The sequence below is a fragment of the Paraburkholderia aromaticivorans genome, assembly GCF_012689525.1.
GTDB classification, from domain to species: Bacteria; Pseudomonadota; Gammaproteobacteria; order Burkholderiales; family Burkholderiaceae; genus Paraburkholderia; species Paraburkholderia aromaticivorans_A.
On the sequence record NZ_CP051516.1, the window covers coordinates 4003177 to 4018476 of the forward strand.

A 15300-nucleotide genomic window follows, 5' to 3' on the forward strand; every position below is an offset into this window, starting at 1 on the left:
AGCCGACTCCCCGGAGAACAAGGCAGCGCCTTGTTTTCCTCGCATCACGCGAAGTCGCGCGAAGGGTCGTTACAGCGTTTTGGAAAACTTGAGATAGGGGAAGTACTGAGCGTCGAGCGAGGTGTCGCGCTGCAGACGCTGCCACTCGAAATGCGGCCCTGGATCGGTCTTGCGACCGGGGGCGATGTCCGAGTGACCGGCGAGCGCTTCGACCGGATAGCGAGCCTTGAGCGCGCTCACCAGGGCGCTGAGCGTGCGGTATTGAGCCGCTTCGAAAGGCGTGGTGTCGCTGCCCTCCAACTCGATGCCGATCGAGAAGTCATTGCAGCGTTCGCGGCCGAAAAAATTCGATGGCCCGGCGTGCCACGCGCGTTCGTTGCACGACACGAACTGCTCGAGCGCGCCGTCGCGATGGATCACGAAATGCGCCGACACCCGCACGCCGCGCAGGTGCGAGTCGTAGTATGGGTGGGCGTCGCAATCGAGCGTGTTGAGGAACAGATCGGCGATCGCGGTGCCGCCGAATTCGTTGGGCGGCAGGCTGATGTTGTGAACCACGATCAGCGTCGGCACGGCCGCTTCGGGCCGCGCTTCGAAATTCGGCGATGGCAGTTTGCGTGCGGCCGCGACCCAACCGTCGGCATCGACGGTGAACGCGACGCTCATCGAGCGTCGCGGCCAGTGGGTCGCGCGCCGTGGCGCTGCGCGTGCGCGGCGCTGCAGAACGGCTGCCCCGCCACCACCACGGAATCGCTCTTCGGCGCGTGCACGCCGCATTCGACGCACCGGATCATCGGCTCGGCGAGTTGCGCCGGCGCGGCAGCGCGCGCGCCGCCGTTCGGACCATTCGCACCCTTCGCACCCGCGGCGCCATTCGCGCCGGTGCCGTTGCGTTGGGACGCCTGCGCGTCATGACGACGCAGCGCCTTCACCAGCCACTGGCCGACGATGAACAACAGGATCAGCAGAAATATTTGTCGCATGGGACACGCTCACACTACAGCACGGTGCAACAGCACCTCGAAAACAAAACGGCTGCCGACGTACGCCAGCAACAGCGCGACGAACGACGCCAGCACCCAGCGCAATGCCGCACGGCCGCGCCAGCCGGAAACCTTGCGCGCGGTCAGCAGCGCGCCGAACATCACCCACGAAAGAATCGCAAACACGGTCTTGTGATCGAGCCGCAACGCGCGGTCGACCAGTTGCTCGCTGAACAGAATGCCCGACACCAACGTTAGCGTCAGCAGGACGAAACCCGCGCCGATCAAACGGAACAGCAGCTTCTCCAGCGTAAGCAGCGGCGGCAGCGTGTCGAGCCAGCTCGACAGCCAGCCGTTGCCCGCCGCGGCCGCGTGCCGCTGCGCGATGCCGCCGCGCATGGCATGCAGACGCCGCTCGACCAGCAGCATCAGAATGGCGTGCAGCGCCGCGATCGCGAACAGACCGTAGGCGATGTTGGCGATCAGGAAGTGCAGCTTGAACATCGGCGCGGCCGAATACGGCAGCACGCGCACGCCGTTGAACGCCAGCGGCAACAACGAGGCGACGCACGCGAGCGGCAAGACCAGCAGGCGCAAACCGTCGAGCGGAAAGAAAAAGCTCTCGATCCAGTAGATGCCGGCGCCAAGCCAGAACATGGCCGACAGCGCGAACGCGAAACCGAACACCATCGCGTTCTGCGGGAAGATGGTGGTATGCAGCAGCACGCCGTGAGCGAGCAGCGCCACGAACAGCAGCGCGCGTCCCGAGGTGCTCATGCCCGAAGCGGCCGACGGCGTCGACAAAGGCGCCGCGGCGGCAGGCACGGGCGGCACGCTCTCGAGCATAGGGCGCAGCGCGGCGTGCCGGTGCGAGCGCCAGCCGGCCACGGCTAGACCGCCGTAGAGGAGCGCAGTGAGGGCATACAGTACAATATCCATATTCGAAGTTTACACTAGGCCCCTACTCCGCGACGTCTTCCACTTCGCGCGCCGCCCGGGCCGCTCTGTTCATCGCTCCCCATGCTCGACAATCTGACTCAACGGATGGCGCGCGTCGTCAAGACGCTGCGCGGCGAAGCCCGGCTCACCGAGGCGAACACCCAGGAAATGCTGCGCGAGGTGCGTCTTGCGCTGCTCGAGGCCGACGTGGCGCTGCCCGTCGTGCGCGAGTTCATCGCCAAGGTGAAGGAAAAGGCGCTCGGCGAGGAAGTCATCAGCAGCCTCTCGCCGGGCCAGGCGCTGGTCGCCGTGGTGCAGCGCGAGCTGACCGCGATCATCGGCGGCGACTACGAAGGCAAGGCGGTCGAGCTCAACCTCGCCGTCACGCCGCCGGCCGTCATCCTGATGGCGGGCCTGCAGGGCGCCGGTAAGACGACCACCGTCGGCAAGCTCGCCAAGCTGCTGCGCGAGAAGTACAAGAAAAAAGTACTGACCGTGTCGTGCGACGTTTACCGCCCTGCCGCTATCGCGCAGTTGAAGACGGTGACCGAGCAGGTCGGCGCGGATTTCTTCCCGTCGGAACCGGATCAGAAACCGGTCGACATCGCGCGTGCCGCCGTAGATTGGGCCAAGCGCCACTATCACGACGTGCTGCTGGTCGACACGGCCGGTCGTCTCGGTATCGACGAAGTGATGATGCAGGAAATCACCGCGCTGCACAGCACGCTGAAGCCGGCGGAAACGCTGTTCGTGGTCGACGCGATGCTCGGCCAGGACGCGGTGAACACCGCCAAGGCGTTTAGCGACGCGCTGCCGCTGACCGGCGTGGTCCTCACCAAGCTCGACGGCGACTCGCGCGGTGGCGCGGCGCTCTCCGTGCGTCATGTCACCGGCAAGCCGATCAAGTTCGTCGGCGTCGCGGAAAAGCTCGACGGCCTCGAAGTCTTCTACCCGGATCGCATGGCGAACCGGATTCTCGGCATGGGCGACATTCTCGCCCTCGTCGAAGAAGCGCAACGCGGTGTGGACGTGCAGGCCGCGCAGAAGCTCGCCGACAAGGTCAAGAAGGGCGGCGACTTCGATCTGAACGATTTCCGCGCGCAGCTGACGCAAATGAAGGGCATGGGCGGCCTGTCGTCGCTGATGGACAAACTGCCCGCGCAATTCCAGCAGGCCGCTGCCGGCGCCAACATGAGCCAAGCCGAAAAGCAGATGCGCCGCATGGAAGGCATCATCAATTCCATGACGCCGCAGGAGCGTGCCAAGCCCGATCTGATCAAGGCCACGCGCAAGCGCCGCATTGCCGCGGGCGCGGGCGTGCAGGTGCAGGAAGTCAACCGCATGCTGAATCAGTACGACCAGATGCGCACCATGATGAAAAAGCTCAAGGGCGGCAATCTGCAAAAGATGATGCGCGGCATGAAGGGCATGTTGCCCGGCATGCGCTAAGCTTTAGCAAGATGGTGGCGCGCGCGTTCCGCGCATGGACCACGGAACACGCGGCTGACTCCGGATTCGTGCGGGTTTATTCTGTACCGCGCGCCGCCGATCTCACCCACACTATGTATACAGTTACCGCCCGTCAGACGTCATGAACCGCGAAGAAGCTCTCCACATTTTTAGCCACTCCGAAGAAATCGTTTCGGCCGACGACGTGAACGCGTCGATCAGCGGCATGGCAACCGCCATCCGCAATGAGATGAGCGAGGACTTCCCGCTCGTGCTGTCGGTCATGGGCGGCGCGGCGGTGTTCACCGGCATGCTGCTGCCGCACCTCGATTTCCCGCTCGAATTCGACTACATCCACCTGACCCGCTACCGAAACACCACCAAGGGCGGCAACGAGATGCAGTGGCGCGTGGCGCCGGCGGAGTCGGTGAAGGATCGCGTCGTGCTGGTGCTCGACGATATCCTCGACGAAGGCGAGACGATGGCCGCGATCCGCGACCGTATTCTCGCGATGGGCGCGAAGCGCTTCCTGAGCGCGGTGCTGTGCGAGAAGATCATTCCGAAAGCCAAACCGCTGCGTCCGGATTATTGCGGGTTCGAAGTGCCGGACCGTTACGTGTTCGGCTGCGGCATGGATGCGAAGGGTTACTGGCGCAACCTGCCCACGATTCGCGCGCTGACTGAAGGCGCTTGATGCTTGTTTGAAGCAGCCGCCTGCGGGCGGCGAATCGGTATAAGAAAAGCGGCTCCTGTGAGCCGCTTTTTTTGCGCTGCATGGTACTGCACGGGCCTGGATGCGCCGCGGGCTCCGACCTCACAGTTGATGTACGAACGACCTGATCCCGCCAAGCATCATCTCCACTGAAATCGCCACCAGCACGAGGCCCATCAGCCGTTCGAACGCCATCATTGCGCGCTCGCCCAGCCACGCCTGAATGCGCTCGGCCAGCATCAGCACGATCGCGCAGACGACCATCGTGACAGTCAGCGCGCCGATCCACTCGAACATCTTGCCGGGCGCCTGCGACGTCAGCAGCATCACGGTAGCCAGCGCCGACGGACCCGCCAGCGCCGGAATGGCGAGCGGCACGATCAACGGTTCGCCGCCGCGCGTGTCGCCGCCGAAGGGACCGTCCGGATGCGGAAACACCATTCTGAGCGCGATGAGAAACAGCACGATCCCGCCGCCGATACGCAACGACTGGTCGGTCAGGCTCATCATGCGCAGAAAACCGTCGCCGACCACCATGAAGATCAGCAGGATCGCAAACGCGATCGCCACCTCGCGGAGAATGACGATCGTGCGCCGCTTCGGCGACACACCGCGCAGACAACTGATGAAGAGCGGAATGTTGCCGAGCGGATCGGTGATCAGAATCAGCAGGACGGTCGCAGACAGGAAGGTGTACTCCACCGTCCGCTCCGCTTAGCGCGCCAACGCTGCGCGAACTTTCCCGATCACCGTTTGCGCGGCGTCTTCGACCGGCAGCAGCGTCGCTTCAGCGTCGCGGCGGCCCTGGTATTCGAGCTTGCCTTCCTTCAGGCCACGGTCGCCGATCACGAGACGATGCGGCACGCCGATCAGCTCCCAGTCGGCGAACATCACGCCCGGGCGCTCGCCGCGGTCGTCGAGGATCACGTCGATGCCGGCTTCGACCAGTGCCGCATACAGCTTGTCGGCCTGCTCGCGCACGGCTTCGCTGCGGTCGTAACCCATCGGGCACAGCACGACTTCGAACGGCGCGATCGATTCCGGCCAGATGATGCCCTTGTCGTCGAAATTCTGTTCGATCGCGGCGCCCAGGATACGCGTGACGCCAATCCCGTAGCAGCCCATTTCCATCGGCCGCGGCTTGCCGGTTTCGTCGAGGCAGGTTGCGTTCATCGCTTCGGAATACTTGGTGCCGAGCTGGAACACGTGGCCCACTTCGATACCGCGGCAGATGTCGATCACGCCCTTGCCGTCCGGCGACGGGTCGCCCTTCTGCACGTTGCGAATGTCGGCGACGACCGGTTCCGGCAGATCGCGGCCCCAGTTCACACCGGTGGTGTGGTAATCCACCTCGTTCGAGCCGACCACGAAGTCGCTCATGTTCGCGACCGTGCGATCCGCGACCACCTTGATCGGCTTCTTCGTGTCGATCGGACCGAGGTAACCCGGCGGCGTACCGAAGGTTTCGATAATTTCAGCCTCGGTCGCCATGCGGAAGTCGACCAGACCCGGCAGCTTGCTCGCCTTGATCTCGTTCAGATCGTGGTCGCCGCGCAGCATCAGCAACCAGATGGTCGGCTCGGCGCCTTCATTTTCGGTGGCGAGGATGATCGACTTGATCGTGCGCTCGAGCGGAATGTTCAGCAGCTCAGCCACCGCCTCGCACTTCGCCTTGCCCGGCGTGGCGGTCTTCTTCATCTCTTCGGCGGGTGCCGCGCGTTCCGCGTAGAGCGGCAGCGCTTCGGCCGCTTCGACGTTCGCCGCGAACTCGGAGGTCGGGCAATAGGCGATCGCGTCTTCGCCGGTCTCGGCGATCACGTGGAATTCGTGCGAGCCGCTGCCGCCGATCGAACCGTTGTCCGCCGCCACCGCGCGGAAGTCCAGACCGAGGCGCGTGAAAATGCGCACGTACGCGTCGTACATCTTGCGATACGACTCGCGCAGGCCATCCATATCCTTGTCGAACGAGTACGCGTCTTTCATGATGAATTCGCGGCCGCGCATCACGCCGAAACGCGGACGGATCTCGTCGCGGAACTTGGTCTGGATCTGGTAGAAGTTCACCGGCAACTGGCGATAGCTCTTGATCTGATTGCGCGCAATATCAGTAACCACTTCTTCGTGGGTCGGTCCGATCACGAAATCGGACTGCCTGCGATCCTTGAAGCGCAGCAGCTCGGGACCGTATTTTTCCCAGCGGCCCGATTCCTGCCACAACTCGGCCGGCTGCACCGCCGGCATCAGCAACTCAATGCCGCCCGCCCGGTTCATTTCTTCACGCACGATGGCTTCCACCTTGCGGATCGAACGCAGGCCGACCGGCAGGTAGTTATAGATACCGCCGGCGACGCGCCGGATCATGCCGGCGCGCACCATGAGCTTGTGGCTGACGATCTCTGCGTCAGCGGGAGCTTCTTTGAGGGTACCGATAAAGAAACGGGAAGCTTTCATTCAGATTATCCAAAAGCGGCGGCTCCGGAGGGACCGCCCGAAAGGTGAAAACGGTGGGGAAATCGACACAGATCCGGCTCTGGGCCGGCACGGCTCGCCTGACAATGACACTGACACCGGCACAGCGCAACCCGACCGCAGCGCCGAAGCCGCCGCGCAAAGCCTTTGCACAAGGGATAAGGCGCGGAAAGACTGACAGGCTACCGCAAACGCGGGTCTTTGGCGGCGAATCGTTCCAATCTGGCGCGAATCGGTGCGTCAGGCGCGTTATCTGTTTATAATCAAAGCAATTTTAAAGGATTCGAAGGTGGTTGTATGCTGGATCGTGAAGGCTTTCGCCCGAACGTCGGCATCATCCTCTTGAACGCGCACAACGAGGTGTTTTGGGGCAAACGGCTCCGTGAACATTCCTGGCAGTTTCCGCAAGGGGGCATCAAGTACGGAGAGACCCCCGTGCAAGCGATGTATCGGGAGTTACACGAAGAAACCGGGCTGCTTCCTGAGCACGTCAAGGTGATTGGTCGCACGCGCGACTGGTTGCGTTACGAGGTGCCTGACAAGTTCATCAAGCGCGAAGTACGCGGTCATTACCGCGGCCAGAAACAAATCTGGTTTTTGCTCCGGATGGTTGGACGCGATTGCGACATCTGCTTGCGCGCCACCGACCACCCTGAGTTCGATGCGTGGCGCTGGAACGAGTACTGGGTGCCGCTCGACTGTGTGATCGAGTTCAAGCGGGATGTATATCAGTTGGCGCTGACGGAGCTATCCCGTTTCATGCGCCGGGCTGCGCCGCGTGCGGAAAAACCTGGCGGGCACCATGGGCCGCGTTATCCCCGGATAGCGTCGTCAATGGAAAGTCCGCCGGATTCCACGGTAATGACGGTGACTTCTGTGACCACCGTCAGCATCGAAACATCGCTTCACGTAACGATCGCGGCCGATTGCGGTCCGGGGTCCGGCTCAACGGCAGAAGTCGACGCCGCGCCGGAACACGAAGACGAATCGGCAGGCGAAACGGCCGGCTCGCTGTTCCGCCCGGGCGTGCGCAATTAACAACTCTGTGCGGCTGTCCACGCCGCCTCTCTCTGGCGCGGCTGGTCGAGCCGCGCCAGTGTTTCGAGGAAATCATATTGAAAGCACTTGCTCTCGTCGTGGCGTGCGTCGCCACCGGCGCCCTGCTGGCTGGTTGTTCGAGTGCCGGCAAACCTACTAATAAAGACGACAGCGCGTTTACCTATTTGCTGGACCGCCAGAGCAACTGGGTAGAGAACAAGGTCGACACTCTGCCGCCGCTGCCGCAAGAGTCGAATCTGCTGCCCTTCGAAGTGTCTGGCAATACGCCGCTGCAGTTCGCGGTCGACCGGAATTCCCTGACCGTGGGTACGGACGGAGTGGTTCGCTTTACCGTCGTCGTGGCAAGCCCGAGCGGCGCTCGTAACGTAATCTATGAAGGGATTCGCTGCGACACGTATGAATGGCGCCAGTATGCGGGCCTGAATTCTGATCACGACGGCTGGGATACAACCGTCGCGAACGACTTCACGCGCATCGAGAATGGCGCGCTGAACGCCTATCAGGCGGCGCTGTATCAGGACTACCTGTGCGCGAACAAGATACCCATGGGGAACGCGGCCTCGATTCTGGAGAACATCCGCTATAAGCGCACAGCGAGTTCGTCGATTCACTGAGCTTTGGATCGACGCAGGTTGCGGGCGTGAAAAAAGCCGTTCCAGCTCCCGCTGAAACGGCTTTTTGTTTGCCGTATCCGTGTCCCCGCGCTTGGCGACTATCAGTGACTTAGATCAGCACCAGGTTGTCGCGGTGAATCAGCTCCGGTTCGAGCATATAGCCAAGCACCGATTCAATCTCGCCACTTGGGCGCCGCTGAATCAGCTTGGTTTCCGCGCTGCTGTAGTTCGTCAGGCCGCGCGCCACTTCGCGCCCTGCGGCGCTCAGACAAGCGATCACTTCACCGCGCGCAAACGCACCCTGAACGCCGACGATACCGATAGGCAGCAGGCTCTTGCCGCCTTCGGTCAGTTTTTCGACGGCGCCGTCGTCGATCACCACATGCCCGCGCACCTGCAAGTGATCCGCCATCCATTGCTTGCGCGCCGCCATCCGCGCCGTGCGCGCGATCAACTGCGTGCCGATCGCCTCGCCCGAGGCCAGCCGCGACAACACATCCGCTTCGCGCCCGCTTGCGATCACCGTATTGGCGCCACTGTGCGCCGCGCGCTTGGCGGCGAGAATCTTGGTCAGCATGCCGCCACGACCGAGACTCGAACCCGCGCCGCCCGCCATCGCTTCGAGATCCGGCGCGCCGGCATCGGCTTGCTGGACCAGCGTGGCAGTCGGATCCTTGCGTGGGTCGGCGGTGAAAAGCCCTTGCTGATCAGTGAGGATGACGAGTGCGTCGCCTTCGATCAGGTTCGCGACGAGCGCACCCAACGTATCGTTGTCGCCGAATTTGATTTCGTCGGTGACGACCGTGTCGTTCTCGTTGATGATCGGCACCACACCCAAGCGCAGAAGCGTGAGCAGTGTGGAGCGCGCATTCAGATAGCGTTCGCGATCGGCCAGATCGGCGTGCGTCAGCAGAATCTGCGCGGTCTGAATGGAATGCTCGGCAAAGCGGCTTTCGTAGACCTGCGCGAGACCCATTTGACCGACGGCCGCGGCCGCTTGCAGTTCGTCGATCTCGCGTGGCCGTTTGGTCCAACCGAGCCGTTGCATTCCTTCGGCAATGGCGCCCGAACTGACGAGCACCACTTCCTTGCCTTGCGCGCGCAGCGCGGCAATCTGCGCGGCCCAGCGGCCGATAGCGGCATGATCGAGGCCGCGCCCGTCATTCGTGACGAGGCTCGAACCGACTTTCACTACCAATCGCCGTGAATCTGCGATGACGGAACGCATTGTGCGCGGTCTCCCAAGATGACGCGTGTGCTTACCGGCAGCCCGCTCGGGCGCCGGCGCTGGAGCTTTTTATGCCTGCGGGTCGATGCCGACGTCGTCCGCGGCGGCCGGGGCTTCCGGCTTCTCTCGAAAACGCACGTCCGCCGCGAGATCTTCGGCTTCCGCTGCGCGCTGTGCATCCGAATGCGCGGCGATGTGGTCGAACACCGCGTAGCAGAGGTTTTCGCAGCCTTGGCCAGTCAGCGCCGAGATTTCGAACACCGGACCGTCCCAGCCGTAGCCTTCGAGGAACGCCGAGACACGCGCTTCGCGCTCGTCTTCGGGCACCATGTCCAACTTGTTCAGCACCAGCCAGCGCGGCTTTTCATACAACAGCTCGTCGTACTTGCGCAGTTCGTTGACGATCGCCTTGGCTTCCGCGACCGGATCGACCGCATCGTCGAACGGTGCGAGGTCGACGATATGCAGCAACAAGCCCGTGCGCTGCAAGTGACGCAGGAACTGGTGGCCAAGGCCCGCGCCTTCCGCTGCGCCTTCAATCAAGCCAGGAATGTCGGCGATCACGAAGCTGCGGCTCGGCCCGACGCGCACCACACCGAGATTCGGCGCAAGCGTCGTGAACGGGTAGTCGGCGATCTTCGGCCTCGCGTTCGATACCGACGAGATGAAGGTCGATTTGCCGGCGTTCGGCATGCCGAGCAGACCGACGTCCGCCAGCACCTTCAGCTCGAGGCGCACCATGCGGCGCTCGCCCGGTTTGCCGTCCGTTTTCTGACGCGGCGCGCGGTTCGTACTGGATTTGAAATGCAGGTTACCGAGACCGCCCGCGCCGCCCTGAGCGATCTGCACGCTCTGGTTGTGCTCGGTCAGATCGGCGATCAGTTCGCCGGTCTCCATGTCGGTGATGGTGGTGCCGACCGGCATGCGCAACGTGATGTCGTCGCCGCCCTTGCCGTAGCAGTCCGCGCCGCGGCCGTTTTCGCCGTTGCGCGCCAGGTGTTTCTTCGCATAGCGGTAGTCGATCAGCGTATTGATGTTGCGGTCCGCGACCGCGATCACGCTGCCGCCCCGGCCGCCGTCGCCGCCATCCGGGCCGCCGAACGGAACGAATTTCTCGCGGCGCATCGACGCGCTGCCATCCCCTCCGTCGCCGGCGATGACTTCAATCCTCGCTTCGTCAATGAACTTCATGCGTAACTCCGTCCCGTGGTGTGCTGCCAGATGGTGCTGCTAAATTTGATGCTACTGGATGCTGCTATTTTGCCGCGCCCGCCGCGAGCCGATCAATCGACCGAACGGCATAGGGCATATCGGCATGAAGGGCATTCCTGCCCATTCATCCGGCGAAAACCGCCGGAATAAAAAAGGCCCCGCTAACTTCGCGGGGCCTTTTTCCGGTCCTGAAGCCCGTGCCTGAGTAAACTCAGACTGCTGCCGGGACGACGTTGACCATGTGCTTCTTCGCTGCGCCCTTCGTCGAGAAATTGACGTGGCCGTCCGTCAGCGCGAACAAGGTGTGATCCTTGCCGATGCCAACGTTTTCGCCCGGGTGCATACGCGTGCCACGTTGACGAACGATGATGCCGCCAGCGTTGATAGCCTGACCGCCGTAAACCTTCACGCCAAGGCGCTTCGATTCGGAGTCGCGGCCGTTGCGGGATGATCCGCCTGCCTTTTTGTGTGCCATTTGATTTGCTCCTTAACCGGTGCGCTTACGCGTTGATCGCGTCGATGCGCAGTTCGGTATAGTTCTGGCGGTGGCCGCCATGCTTCTGGTAGTGCTTCCGGCGACGCATTTTAAAGATGGTCACTTTCTTGTGACGACCTTGCGACACGACGGTAGCCTTGACGGAAGCCCCACTGACCAGCGGCGCACCGAACTTAATCGATTCGCCTTCGCCCACTGCGAGAACCTGGTCGAGCGTGATTTCAGCGTCAATGTCTGCCGGTATCTGTTCTACTTTAAGTTTTTCGCCGACGGCAACTTTATACTGCTTGCCACCGGTTTTTATGACCGCGTACATTGAGAACCTCACTCTGTGTTCATTTTTCCCACGCACCGCGCGCGGAAACCCGTGATTATACATAGAGTTAGCTACTCGGTCAAAACTCATTGAGTGGCGCCGCGCGTGGCGGTCGGCGCCTTGCCGCACAGCCCTGACGCGCGGTTCTGCCGCCGCCCGGAACAGCCGCGCCGCAGCCTGCGACCCGGAACTGTCGCGATTCGCCTTATAATTCGCGGCACTACCCAATTCAGCCATCATGTCGTCGACTGCCACCCCCTCCTCCAACGCCGCCAGCCTGCTCGCTCCGATCGCCGAAGACATGCAGCAGGTCAATCGCGTCATACGGCACCGTCTTGCGTCCGACGTGATGCTGATCAATCAGATTTCCGAGTACATCATCAGCGCCGGCGGCAAGCGGCTGCGGCCCGCGCTGCTGCTGCTGGTGGCGGGCGCCCTGGGCGAAACCACGGGGCACCGGCATGAACTGGCCGCGGTCGTCGAATTCATCCATACGGCCACGCTGCTGCACGACGACGTGGTCGACGAATCCGACCTGCGGCGCGGCCGCCAGACCGCCAACGCGCTGTTCGGCAACGCCGCGAGCGTGCTGGTGGGCGACTTCCTGTACTCACGCTCGTTCCAGATGATGGTCGGCGTGGGCAAGATGCGCGTAATGGAGATTCTGTCGGAGGCGACCAACATCATCTCCGAGGGCGAAGTGCTGCAGCTCCTGAACATGCACGACGCCGACGTGGACGAAGCCCGCTACATGCAGGTGATCCGCTACAAGACCGCCAAGCTGTTCGAAGCAGCCGCCCAATTGGGCGCGGTGCTGGCCGGCTCGGACGCGAAAACGGAAGCCGCCGCGGCCGAATTCGGCCGGCGCATCGGCACCGCGTTCCAGATCATGGACGACTGGCTCGACTACACGGGCACGGCCGAATCGATGGGCAAGAACGCCGGCGACGACCTTCGCGAAGGCAAACCCACCCTTCCGCTGATCTATCTGATTGAACGCGGCACGCCGGAGCAGTCGGCGCTCGCGCGGGAAGTGATCGAGCAAGGCGGCACGGACCGTTTCGACACCATTTTCGAGGCGATCACGCGCTCCGGCGCGCTGGATCACACGCTCGAATGCGCGAAACAGGAAGCACAGGCCGCCGCAGCAGCAATTTCTTCATTTCCCGATTCCATTTTTAAAGAGAGCCTGCTAGAATTATGTTCTTACTCGACGGCAAGGCAGTCTTGAACGAGACTGAAACGCCGACTTAGTCTGAATCGAGTCTGCAGTACACATCGGGGTGTAGCTTAGCCTGGTAGAGCGCTACGTTCGGGACGTAGAGGCCGGAGGTTCGAATCCTCTCACCCCGACCAGAATTCCCTTGTAAATCAAGGTCAAAACCGCCCAGCTTGCTCGGCGGTTTTTTGTTTTTGGAAATTCTGCGTTAAATCTGCGTTACGGTTGGCTGCTTTCGCGACTTTCTGTCGTGAAGGCTAAACCTGGTCCTTATACGAGTTTTCCACTCTCAACAGGAGAACTCCACCGTATGGCCACCATCAATAACCGCAGCCGGCTCTTCGTTAGCGTCAAAAACAAAAACGACCTATACCGCGAATTCCCGCACAACCATCTCGCCAAGGCGCAAGCTTACTGCGCTGAACTGGTCGCCCGGAAGTACAAACCCCTTCTCGGACAGCACGAGAACAGGATAGAGGTACGCATCCTGCAGAAGGGTTACCCGAATTTCAGTTATACCGCCTCCTCGTTTGCCGAAGCCGACCGCGTAGTCAACCGCGTCGAGGGCGAGCGCGAGAGCGGGCTGTTCATCGACTATACGAAGGCCCATCAGGTCACATTTGTCGACCTGATTGAGCGCTACGTGAGGGAGGAAGGCCCGAAGCACAAAGGCTGGGAGAAAGTCGAGAAGTACAAATGCTCCGGCTGGCTTGAGGACGTCAACGGCGGACTGGTGAAGCGTCTCGCGCAGCGCGATGCGGAAATCGCGCAGGCTGGGAGCGCCACCACCGCGCGCGGCGCAATGCGCAAGCCGGCAACTGGCCTGCAGTGGATGCTAAAGCCGTTCCCGCAGGTCCAGACCACCGACATCGAGGAATACATCCGCGACCGACTCGACGTGGTCGCCCCTGCCACCGTCGACCGCGAAATCGACGTGCTGTCGTCCATCTGCAGTGTGGCGACAAAGGTCTGGAAATATCGGGTCGGCGAAAATCCGATGACCGGCGTGCGTCGGCCGCGCTACTTTAACGAACGCGACCGCCGACTGAAGGCGGGCGAAGAAGCGCGACTGCTGGCGGCAGCGCGGGACGAAGACCGGCAGCGTTCCATCGAGTTGCGCGCCGAGGAGTTGATGGTCAACGCCCGCTCCGCAGCTGCGCATCACCCGACCATCTATCAGAAAAAAAACTACATCAAGGCTGCGCTCGCGGCCTGCCGGGCTGAAGCCGAACAGGACTACACTCACGTCGCGTTCTTCGAGGCATTCGTGTCGTTCCAATTGATGACCGCTGCCCGTCGGGGAGAGTCACTCGGCCTGCTTTGGAACAACGTCGATTTCGACGAACGCACCGCGTACCTGCCGGAAACCAAAAATGGTAAACCCCGTAAGCTGCCCCTGCGCCTCGACCTAGTCAACATCCTCAAGACACTGCCACGCAACGACGCCCGCGTGTTTCCGCTCGGCGAGGATGCGCTCAAGCATGCGTGGAGCCGAATGACGGAGCGCGCCGGTCTGGCCGACCTTCACATTCATGACCTGCGCCACGAAGGCATTTCGCGCGTCGCAGAGACCGGGAAGTTCTCACTAGTCGATTTGCAAGCGTTCAGCGGACATCGGGATACGCGGATGCTGCTGCGGTACGCGCACCTTTGTGCGAAACAACTCGCGGAGCGCCTCGACGAGGCACTCGGCGCCCCTGGCGCTCCTGACACCTTGAGTCACCGAGGACGCCGGCGCCTGAATCCGGCGGCCGGCGTAACGCTCGCGCATGCCGTCGCCGCAAACTCTGGGGCCGACGTGGTATCACTTCCTATACCCACTGCCCAGAATGTTATCCCGTTCAGAACACGCGAGAGTAAGCCCGCCGACGCGTCGGAGCGGCGCACGCGCCATGAGATGGTTTCACGGTAGAGCATAGTTGCGACCGGTCCTGCTTCCTCGTACCGAGACCAACGCTCTCGGCAGCACTACAAGCCGTCTCAGCCGCCGAGCACCCCGTCTCTCGTCTATTGTTGGGAGATGAGGGCAGCGCCGGTCCGCTTCCGGCGCTTTCCTGCTCAACCACTTCCTCACTGCGCCCCACTCATCTGTTAAAGCGCATCAAGGCCCCATGACCAGCGCTATCGAAATTTCCGTTGATGCAGATACCTTCACCGTCACACTTTCGGACGGCCGATTACTCACTGTGCCGTTAAGCTGGTTCCCAGTGTTGCTGAATGCGACTGCCGCGCAACTCCGCGTTGTTCGTATCAGCAGTTCGGGCTTAGGACTCCATTGGCCCGAACTCGACGAGGACATTAGCGTCCCCGCCCTTCTTCGTGGACAAGGCGACCAGACGTCCAGGAACAAGGGTTAAGCACCCAACTTCGAGCCGTCGCTATACGTCACTGCAGGCAAACCGCCTGCTTTCCGGAGAACCGTCATGCATGTTGGGCATTTACTGGATGCCTTGAAAGCCGTCGACCCCGACGTCAGGGTGGTACGCCCCGGCGGCAACGTCCCGTCAATTCGAATCGACGCGCAGTGGCGCCTCGAGACCCGGTCGAAGGACACCGATGTTGCAGAGTCGCACGTCGAATACTGCGACACAGAAGTGGCAGCCA

16 protein-coding genes and 1 tRNA gene are annotated in these 15300 nt (G+C 62.2%); 8 read left to right on the forward strand and 9 right to left on the reverse strand.

Going from position 1 to position 15300, the window contains the following annotated elements; all coding sequences use genetic code 11:
* Nucleotides 1-69: 69 nt before the first annotated feature.
* Genes ampD through HF916_RS46255 form a run of 3 tightly spaced genes read right to left on the reverse strand, consistent with a single transcriptional unit; the run spans nt 70 to nt 1922 of the window.
* Nucleotides 70-666: a 1,6-anhydro-N-acetylmuramyl-L-alanine amidase AmpD gene (ampD, locus tag HF916_RS46245; RefSeq protein WP_168795255.1), complete on the reverse strand. Its 597-nt coding sequence runs from the start codon at nt 664-666 to the stop codon at nt 70-72.
* Complete coding sequence (locus HF916_RS46250; protein WP_168795256.1) at nt 663-983, reverse strand: PP0621 family protein; 321 nt, start codon at nt 981-983, stop codon at nt 663-665. Before HF916_RS46250 ends, ampD begins: the two co-directional genes overlap by 4 nt.
* Nucleotides 984-992: 9 nt before the next feature.
* On the reverse strand, nt 993-1922 hold the full coding sequence (locus tag HF916_RS46255) for a cytochrome C assembly family protein (protein WP_168795257.1): 930 nt from the start codon (nt 1920-1922) through the stop codon (nt 993-995).
* Between the two features lie 81 nt (nt 1923-2003).
* Here HF916_RS46255 and ffh point away from each other — a divergent pair, with 81 nt between their 5' ends.
* Together ffh and HF916_RS46265 are read left to right on the forward strand one after the other, a co-directional pair.
* Nucleotides 2004-3371, forward strand: coding sequence for a signal recognition particle protein (gene ffh, locus HF916_RS46260; RefSeq protein ID WP_168795258.1), 1368 nt, complete (start codon nt 2004-2006; stop codon nt 3369-3371).
* A gap of 142 nt (nt 3372-3513) precedes the next feature.
* Entirely contained in the window at nt 3514-4065 is a 552-nt protein-coding gene (locus HF916_RS46265) for a hypoxanthine-guanine phosphoribosyltransferase (protein WP_120347512.1), read from the forward strand.
* 120 nt (nt 4066-4185) lie between these two features.
* Here the strand turns inward: HF916_RS46265 and HF916_RS46270 are convergent, their stop codons facing one another.
* Entirely contained in the window at nt 4186-4785 is a 600-nt protein-coding gene (locus HF916_RS46270; RefSeq protein ID WP_091798969.1) for a MarC family protein, read from the reverse strand.
* A gap of 12 nt (nt 4786-4797) precedes the next feature.
* A complete protein-coding gene (locus tag HF916_RS46275; RefSeq protein WP_168795259.1) occupies nt 4798-6534 on the reverse strand; it encodes a proline--tRNA ligase in 1737 nt (578 codons plus the stop codon).
* 315 nt (nt 6535-6849) lie between these two features.
* On the opposite strand from HF916_RS46275, the gene HF916_RS46280 reads away from it, so the two are divergent.
* Together HF916_RS46280 and HF916_RS46285 are read left to right on the forward strand one after the other, a co-directional pair.
* Nucleotides 6850-7590 (forward strand): RNA pyrophosphohydrolase, encoded by a 741-nt coding sequence (locus HF916_RS46280; RefSeq protein ID WP_168795866.1) that lies wholly within the window; start codon nt 6850-6852, stop codon nt 7588-7590.
* A 77-nt stretch (nt 7591-7667) separates the two neighbouring features.
* Nucleotides 7668-8225, forward strand: a complete 558-nt coding sequence (locus tag HF916_RS46285; RefSeq protein WP_168795260.1) for a CNP1-like family protein — start codon at nt 7668-7670, stop codon at nt 8223-8225.
* Nucleotides 8226-8334: 109 nt separating this feature from the next.
* Here HF916_RS46285 and proB read toward each other — a convergent pair whose 3' ends face one another.
* From proB to rplU, 4 genes are all read right to left on the reverse strand, one after another.
* Nucleotides 8335-9453 (reverse strand): glutamate 5-kinase, encoded by a 1119-nt coding sequence (gene proB / locus HF916_RS46290; protein WP_168795261.1) that lies wholly within the window; start codon nt 9451-9453, stop codon nt 8335-8337.
* A 69-nt stretch (nt 9454-9522) separates the two neighbouring features.
* A complete protein-coding gene (cgtA, locus tag HF916_RS46295; RefSeq protein WP_168795262.1) occupies nt 9523-10644 on the reverse strand; it encodes an Obg family GTPase CgtA in 1122 nt (373 codons plus the stop codon).
* 232 nt (nt 10645-10876) lie between these two features.
* Nucleotides 10877-11140 carry a 50S ribosomal protein L27 gene (gene rpmA, locus HF916_RS46300; RefSeq protein WP_007180330.1) on the reverse strand — a complete coding sequence of 88 codons (264 nt, stop codon included), beginning with the start codon at nt 11138-11140 and terminating at the stop codon, nt 10877-10879.
* Nucleotides 11141-11165: 25 nt separating this feature from the next.
* Nucleotides 11166-11477: a 50S ribosomal protein L21 gene (rplU, locus tag HF916_RS46305; RefSeq protein ID WP_006051835.1), complete on the reverse strand. Its 312-nt coding sequence runs from the start codon at nt 11475-11477 to the stop codon at nt 11166-11168.
* Nucleotides 11478-11715: 238 nt separating this feature from the next.
* Here rplU and HF916_RS46310 point away from each other — a divergent pair, with 238 nt between their 5' ends.
* The 4 genes from HF916_RS46310 to HF916_RS46325 all read left to right on the forward strand — a co-directional run bounded on the left by HF916_RS46310 (nt 11716) and on the right by HF916_RS46325 (nt 15053).
* The gene (locus HF916_RS46310) at nt 11716-12708 is read left to right on the forward strand and encodes a polyprenyl synthetase family protein (RefSeq protein WP_168795263.1); all 993 of its coding nucleotides are present in this window, start codon (nt 11716-11718) and stop codon (nt 12706-12708) included.
* Between the two features lie 48 nt (nt 12709-12756).
* A tRNA-Pro gene (locus HF916_RS46315) sits at nt 12757-12833 on the forward strand.
* Nucleotides 12834-13006: 173 nt separating this feature from the next.
* Nucleotides 13007-14608 carry a site-specific integrase gene (locus HF916_RS46320; RefSeq protein WP_168795264.1) on the forward strand — a complete coding sequence of 534 codons (1602 nt, stop codon included), beginning with the start codon at nt 13007-13009 and terminating at the stop codon, nt 14606-14608.
* 199 nt (nt 14609-14807) lie between these two features.
* Nucleotides 14808-15053: a DUF2442 domain-containing protein gene (locus tag HF916_RS46325; protein ID WP_168795265.1), complete on the forward strand. Its 246-nt coding sequence runs from the start codon at nt 14808-14810 to the stop codon at nt 15051-15053.
* Nucleotides 15054-15300 lie beyond the last annotated feature (247 nt).

Excerpts from the sequence above, each read along its gene's own strand:
- ampD (WP_168795255.1), bottom strand. The coding sequence starts at position 666 with ATGAGCGTCGCGTTCACCGTCGATGCCGACGGTTGGGTCGCGGCCGCA.
- HF916_RS46250 (WP_168795256.1), bottom strand. The coding sequence starts at position 983 with ATGCGACAAATATTTCTGCTGATCCTGTTGTTCATCGTCGGCCAGTGG.
- HF916_RS46255 (WP_168795257.1), bottom strand. The coding sequence starts at position 1,922 with ATGGATATTGTACTGTATGCCCTCACTGCGCTCCTCTACGGCGGTCTA.
- ffh (WP_168795258.1), top strand. The coding sequence starts at position 2,004 with ATGCTCGACAATCTGACTCAACGGATGGCGCGCGTCGTCAAGACGCTG.
- HF916_RS46265 (WP_120347512.1), top strand. The coding sequence starts at position 3,514 with ATGAACCGCGAAGAAGCTCTCCACATTTTTAGCCACTCCGAAGAAATC.
- HF916_RS46275 (WP_168795259.1), bottom strand. The coding sequence starts at position 6,534 with ATGAAAGCTTCCCGTTTCTTTATCGGTACCCTCAAAGAAGCTCCCGCT.
- HF916_RS46280 (WP_168795866.1), top strand. The coding sequence starts at position 6,850 with ATGCTGGATCGTGAAGGCTTTCGCCCGAACGTCGGCATCATCCTCTTG.
- proB (WP_168795261.1), bottom strand. The coding sequence starts at position 9,453 with ATGCGTTCCGTCATCGCAGATTCACGGCGATTGGTAGTGAAAGTCGGT.
- cgtA (WP_168795262.1), bottom strand. The coding sequence starts at position 10,644 with ATGAAGTTCATTGACGAAGCGAGGATTGAAGTCATCGCCGGCGACGGA.
- rpmA (WP_007180330.1), bottom strand. The coding sequence starts at position 11,140 with ATGGCACACAAAAAGGCAGGCGGATCATCCCGCAACGGCCGCGACTCC.
- rplU (WP_006051835.1), bottom strand. The coding sequence starts at position 11,477 with ATGTACGCGGTCATAAAAACCGGTGGCAAGCAGTATAAAGTTGCCGTC.
- HF916_RS46310 (WP_168795263.1), top strand. The coding sequence starts at position 11,716 with ATGTCGTCGACTGCCACCCCCTCCTCCAACGCCGCCAGCCTGCTCGCT.
- HF916_RS46320 (WP_168795264.1), top strand. The coding sequence starts at position 13,007 with ATGGCCACCATCAATAACCGCAGCCGGCTCTTCGTTAGCGTCAAAAAC.
- HF916_RS46325 (WP_168795265.1), top strand. The coding sequence starts at position 14,808 with ATGACCAGCGCTATCGAAATTTCCGTTGATGCAGATACCTTCACCGTC.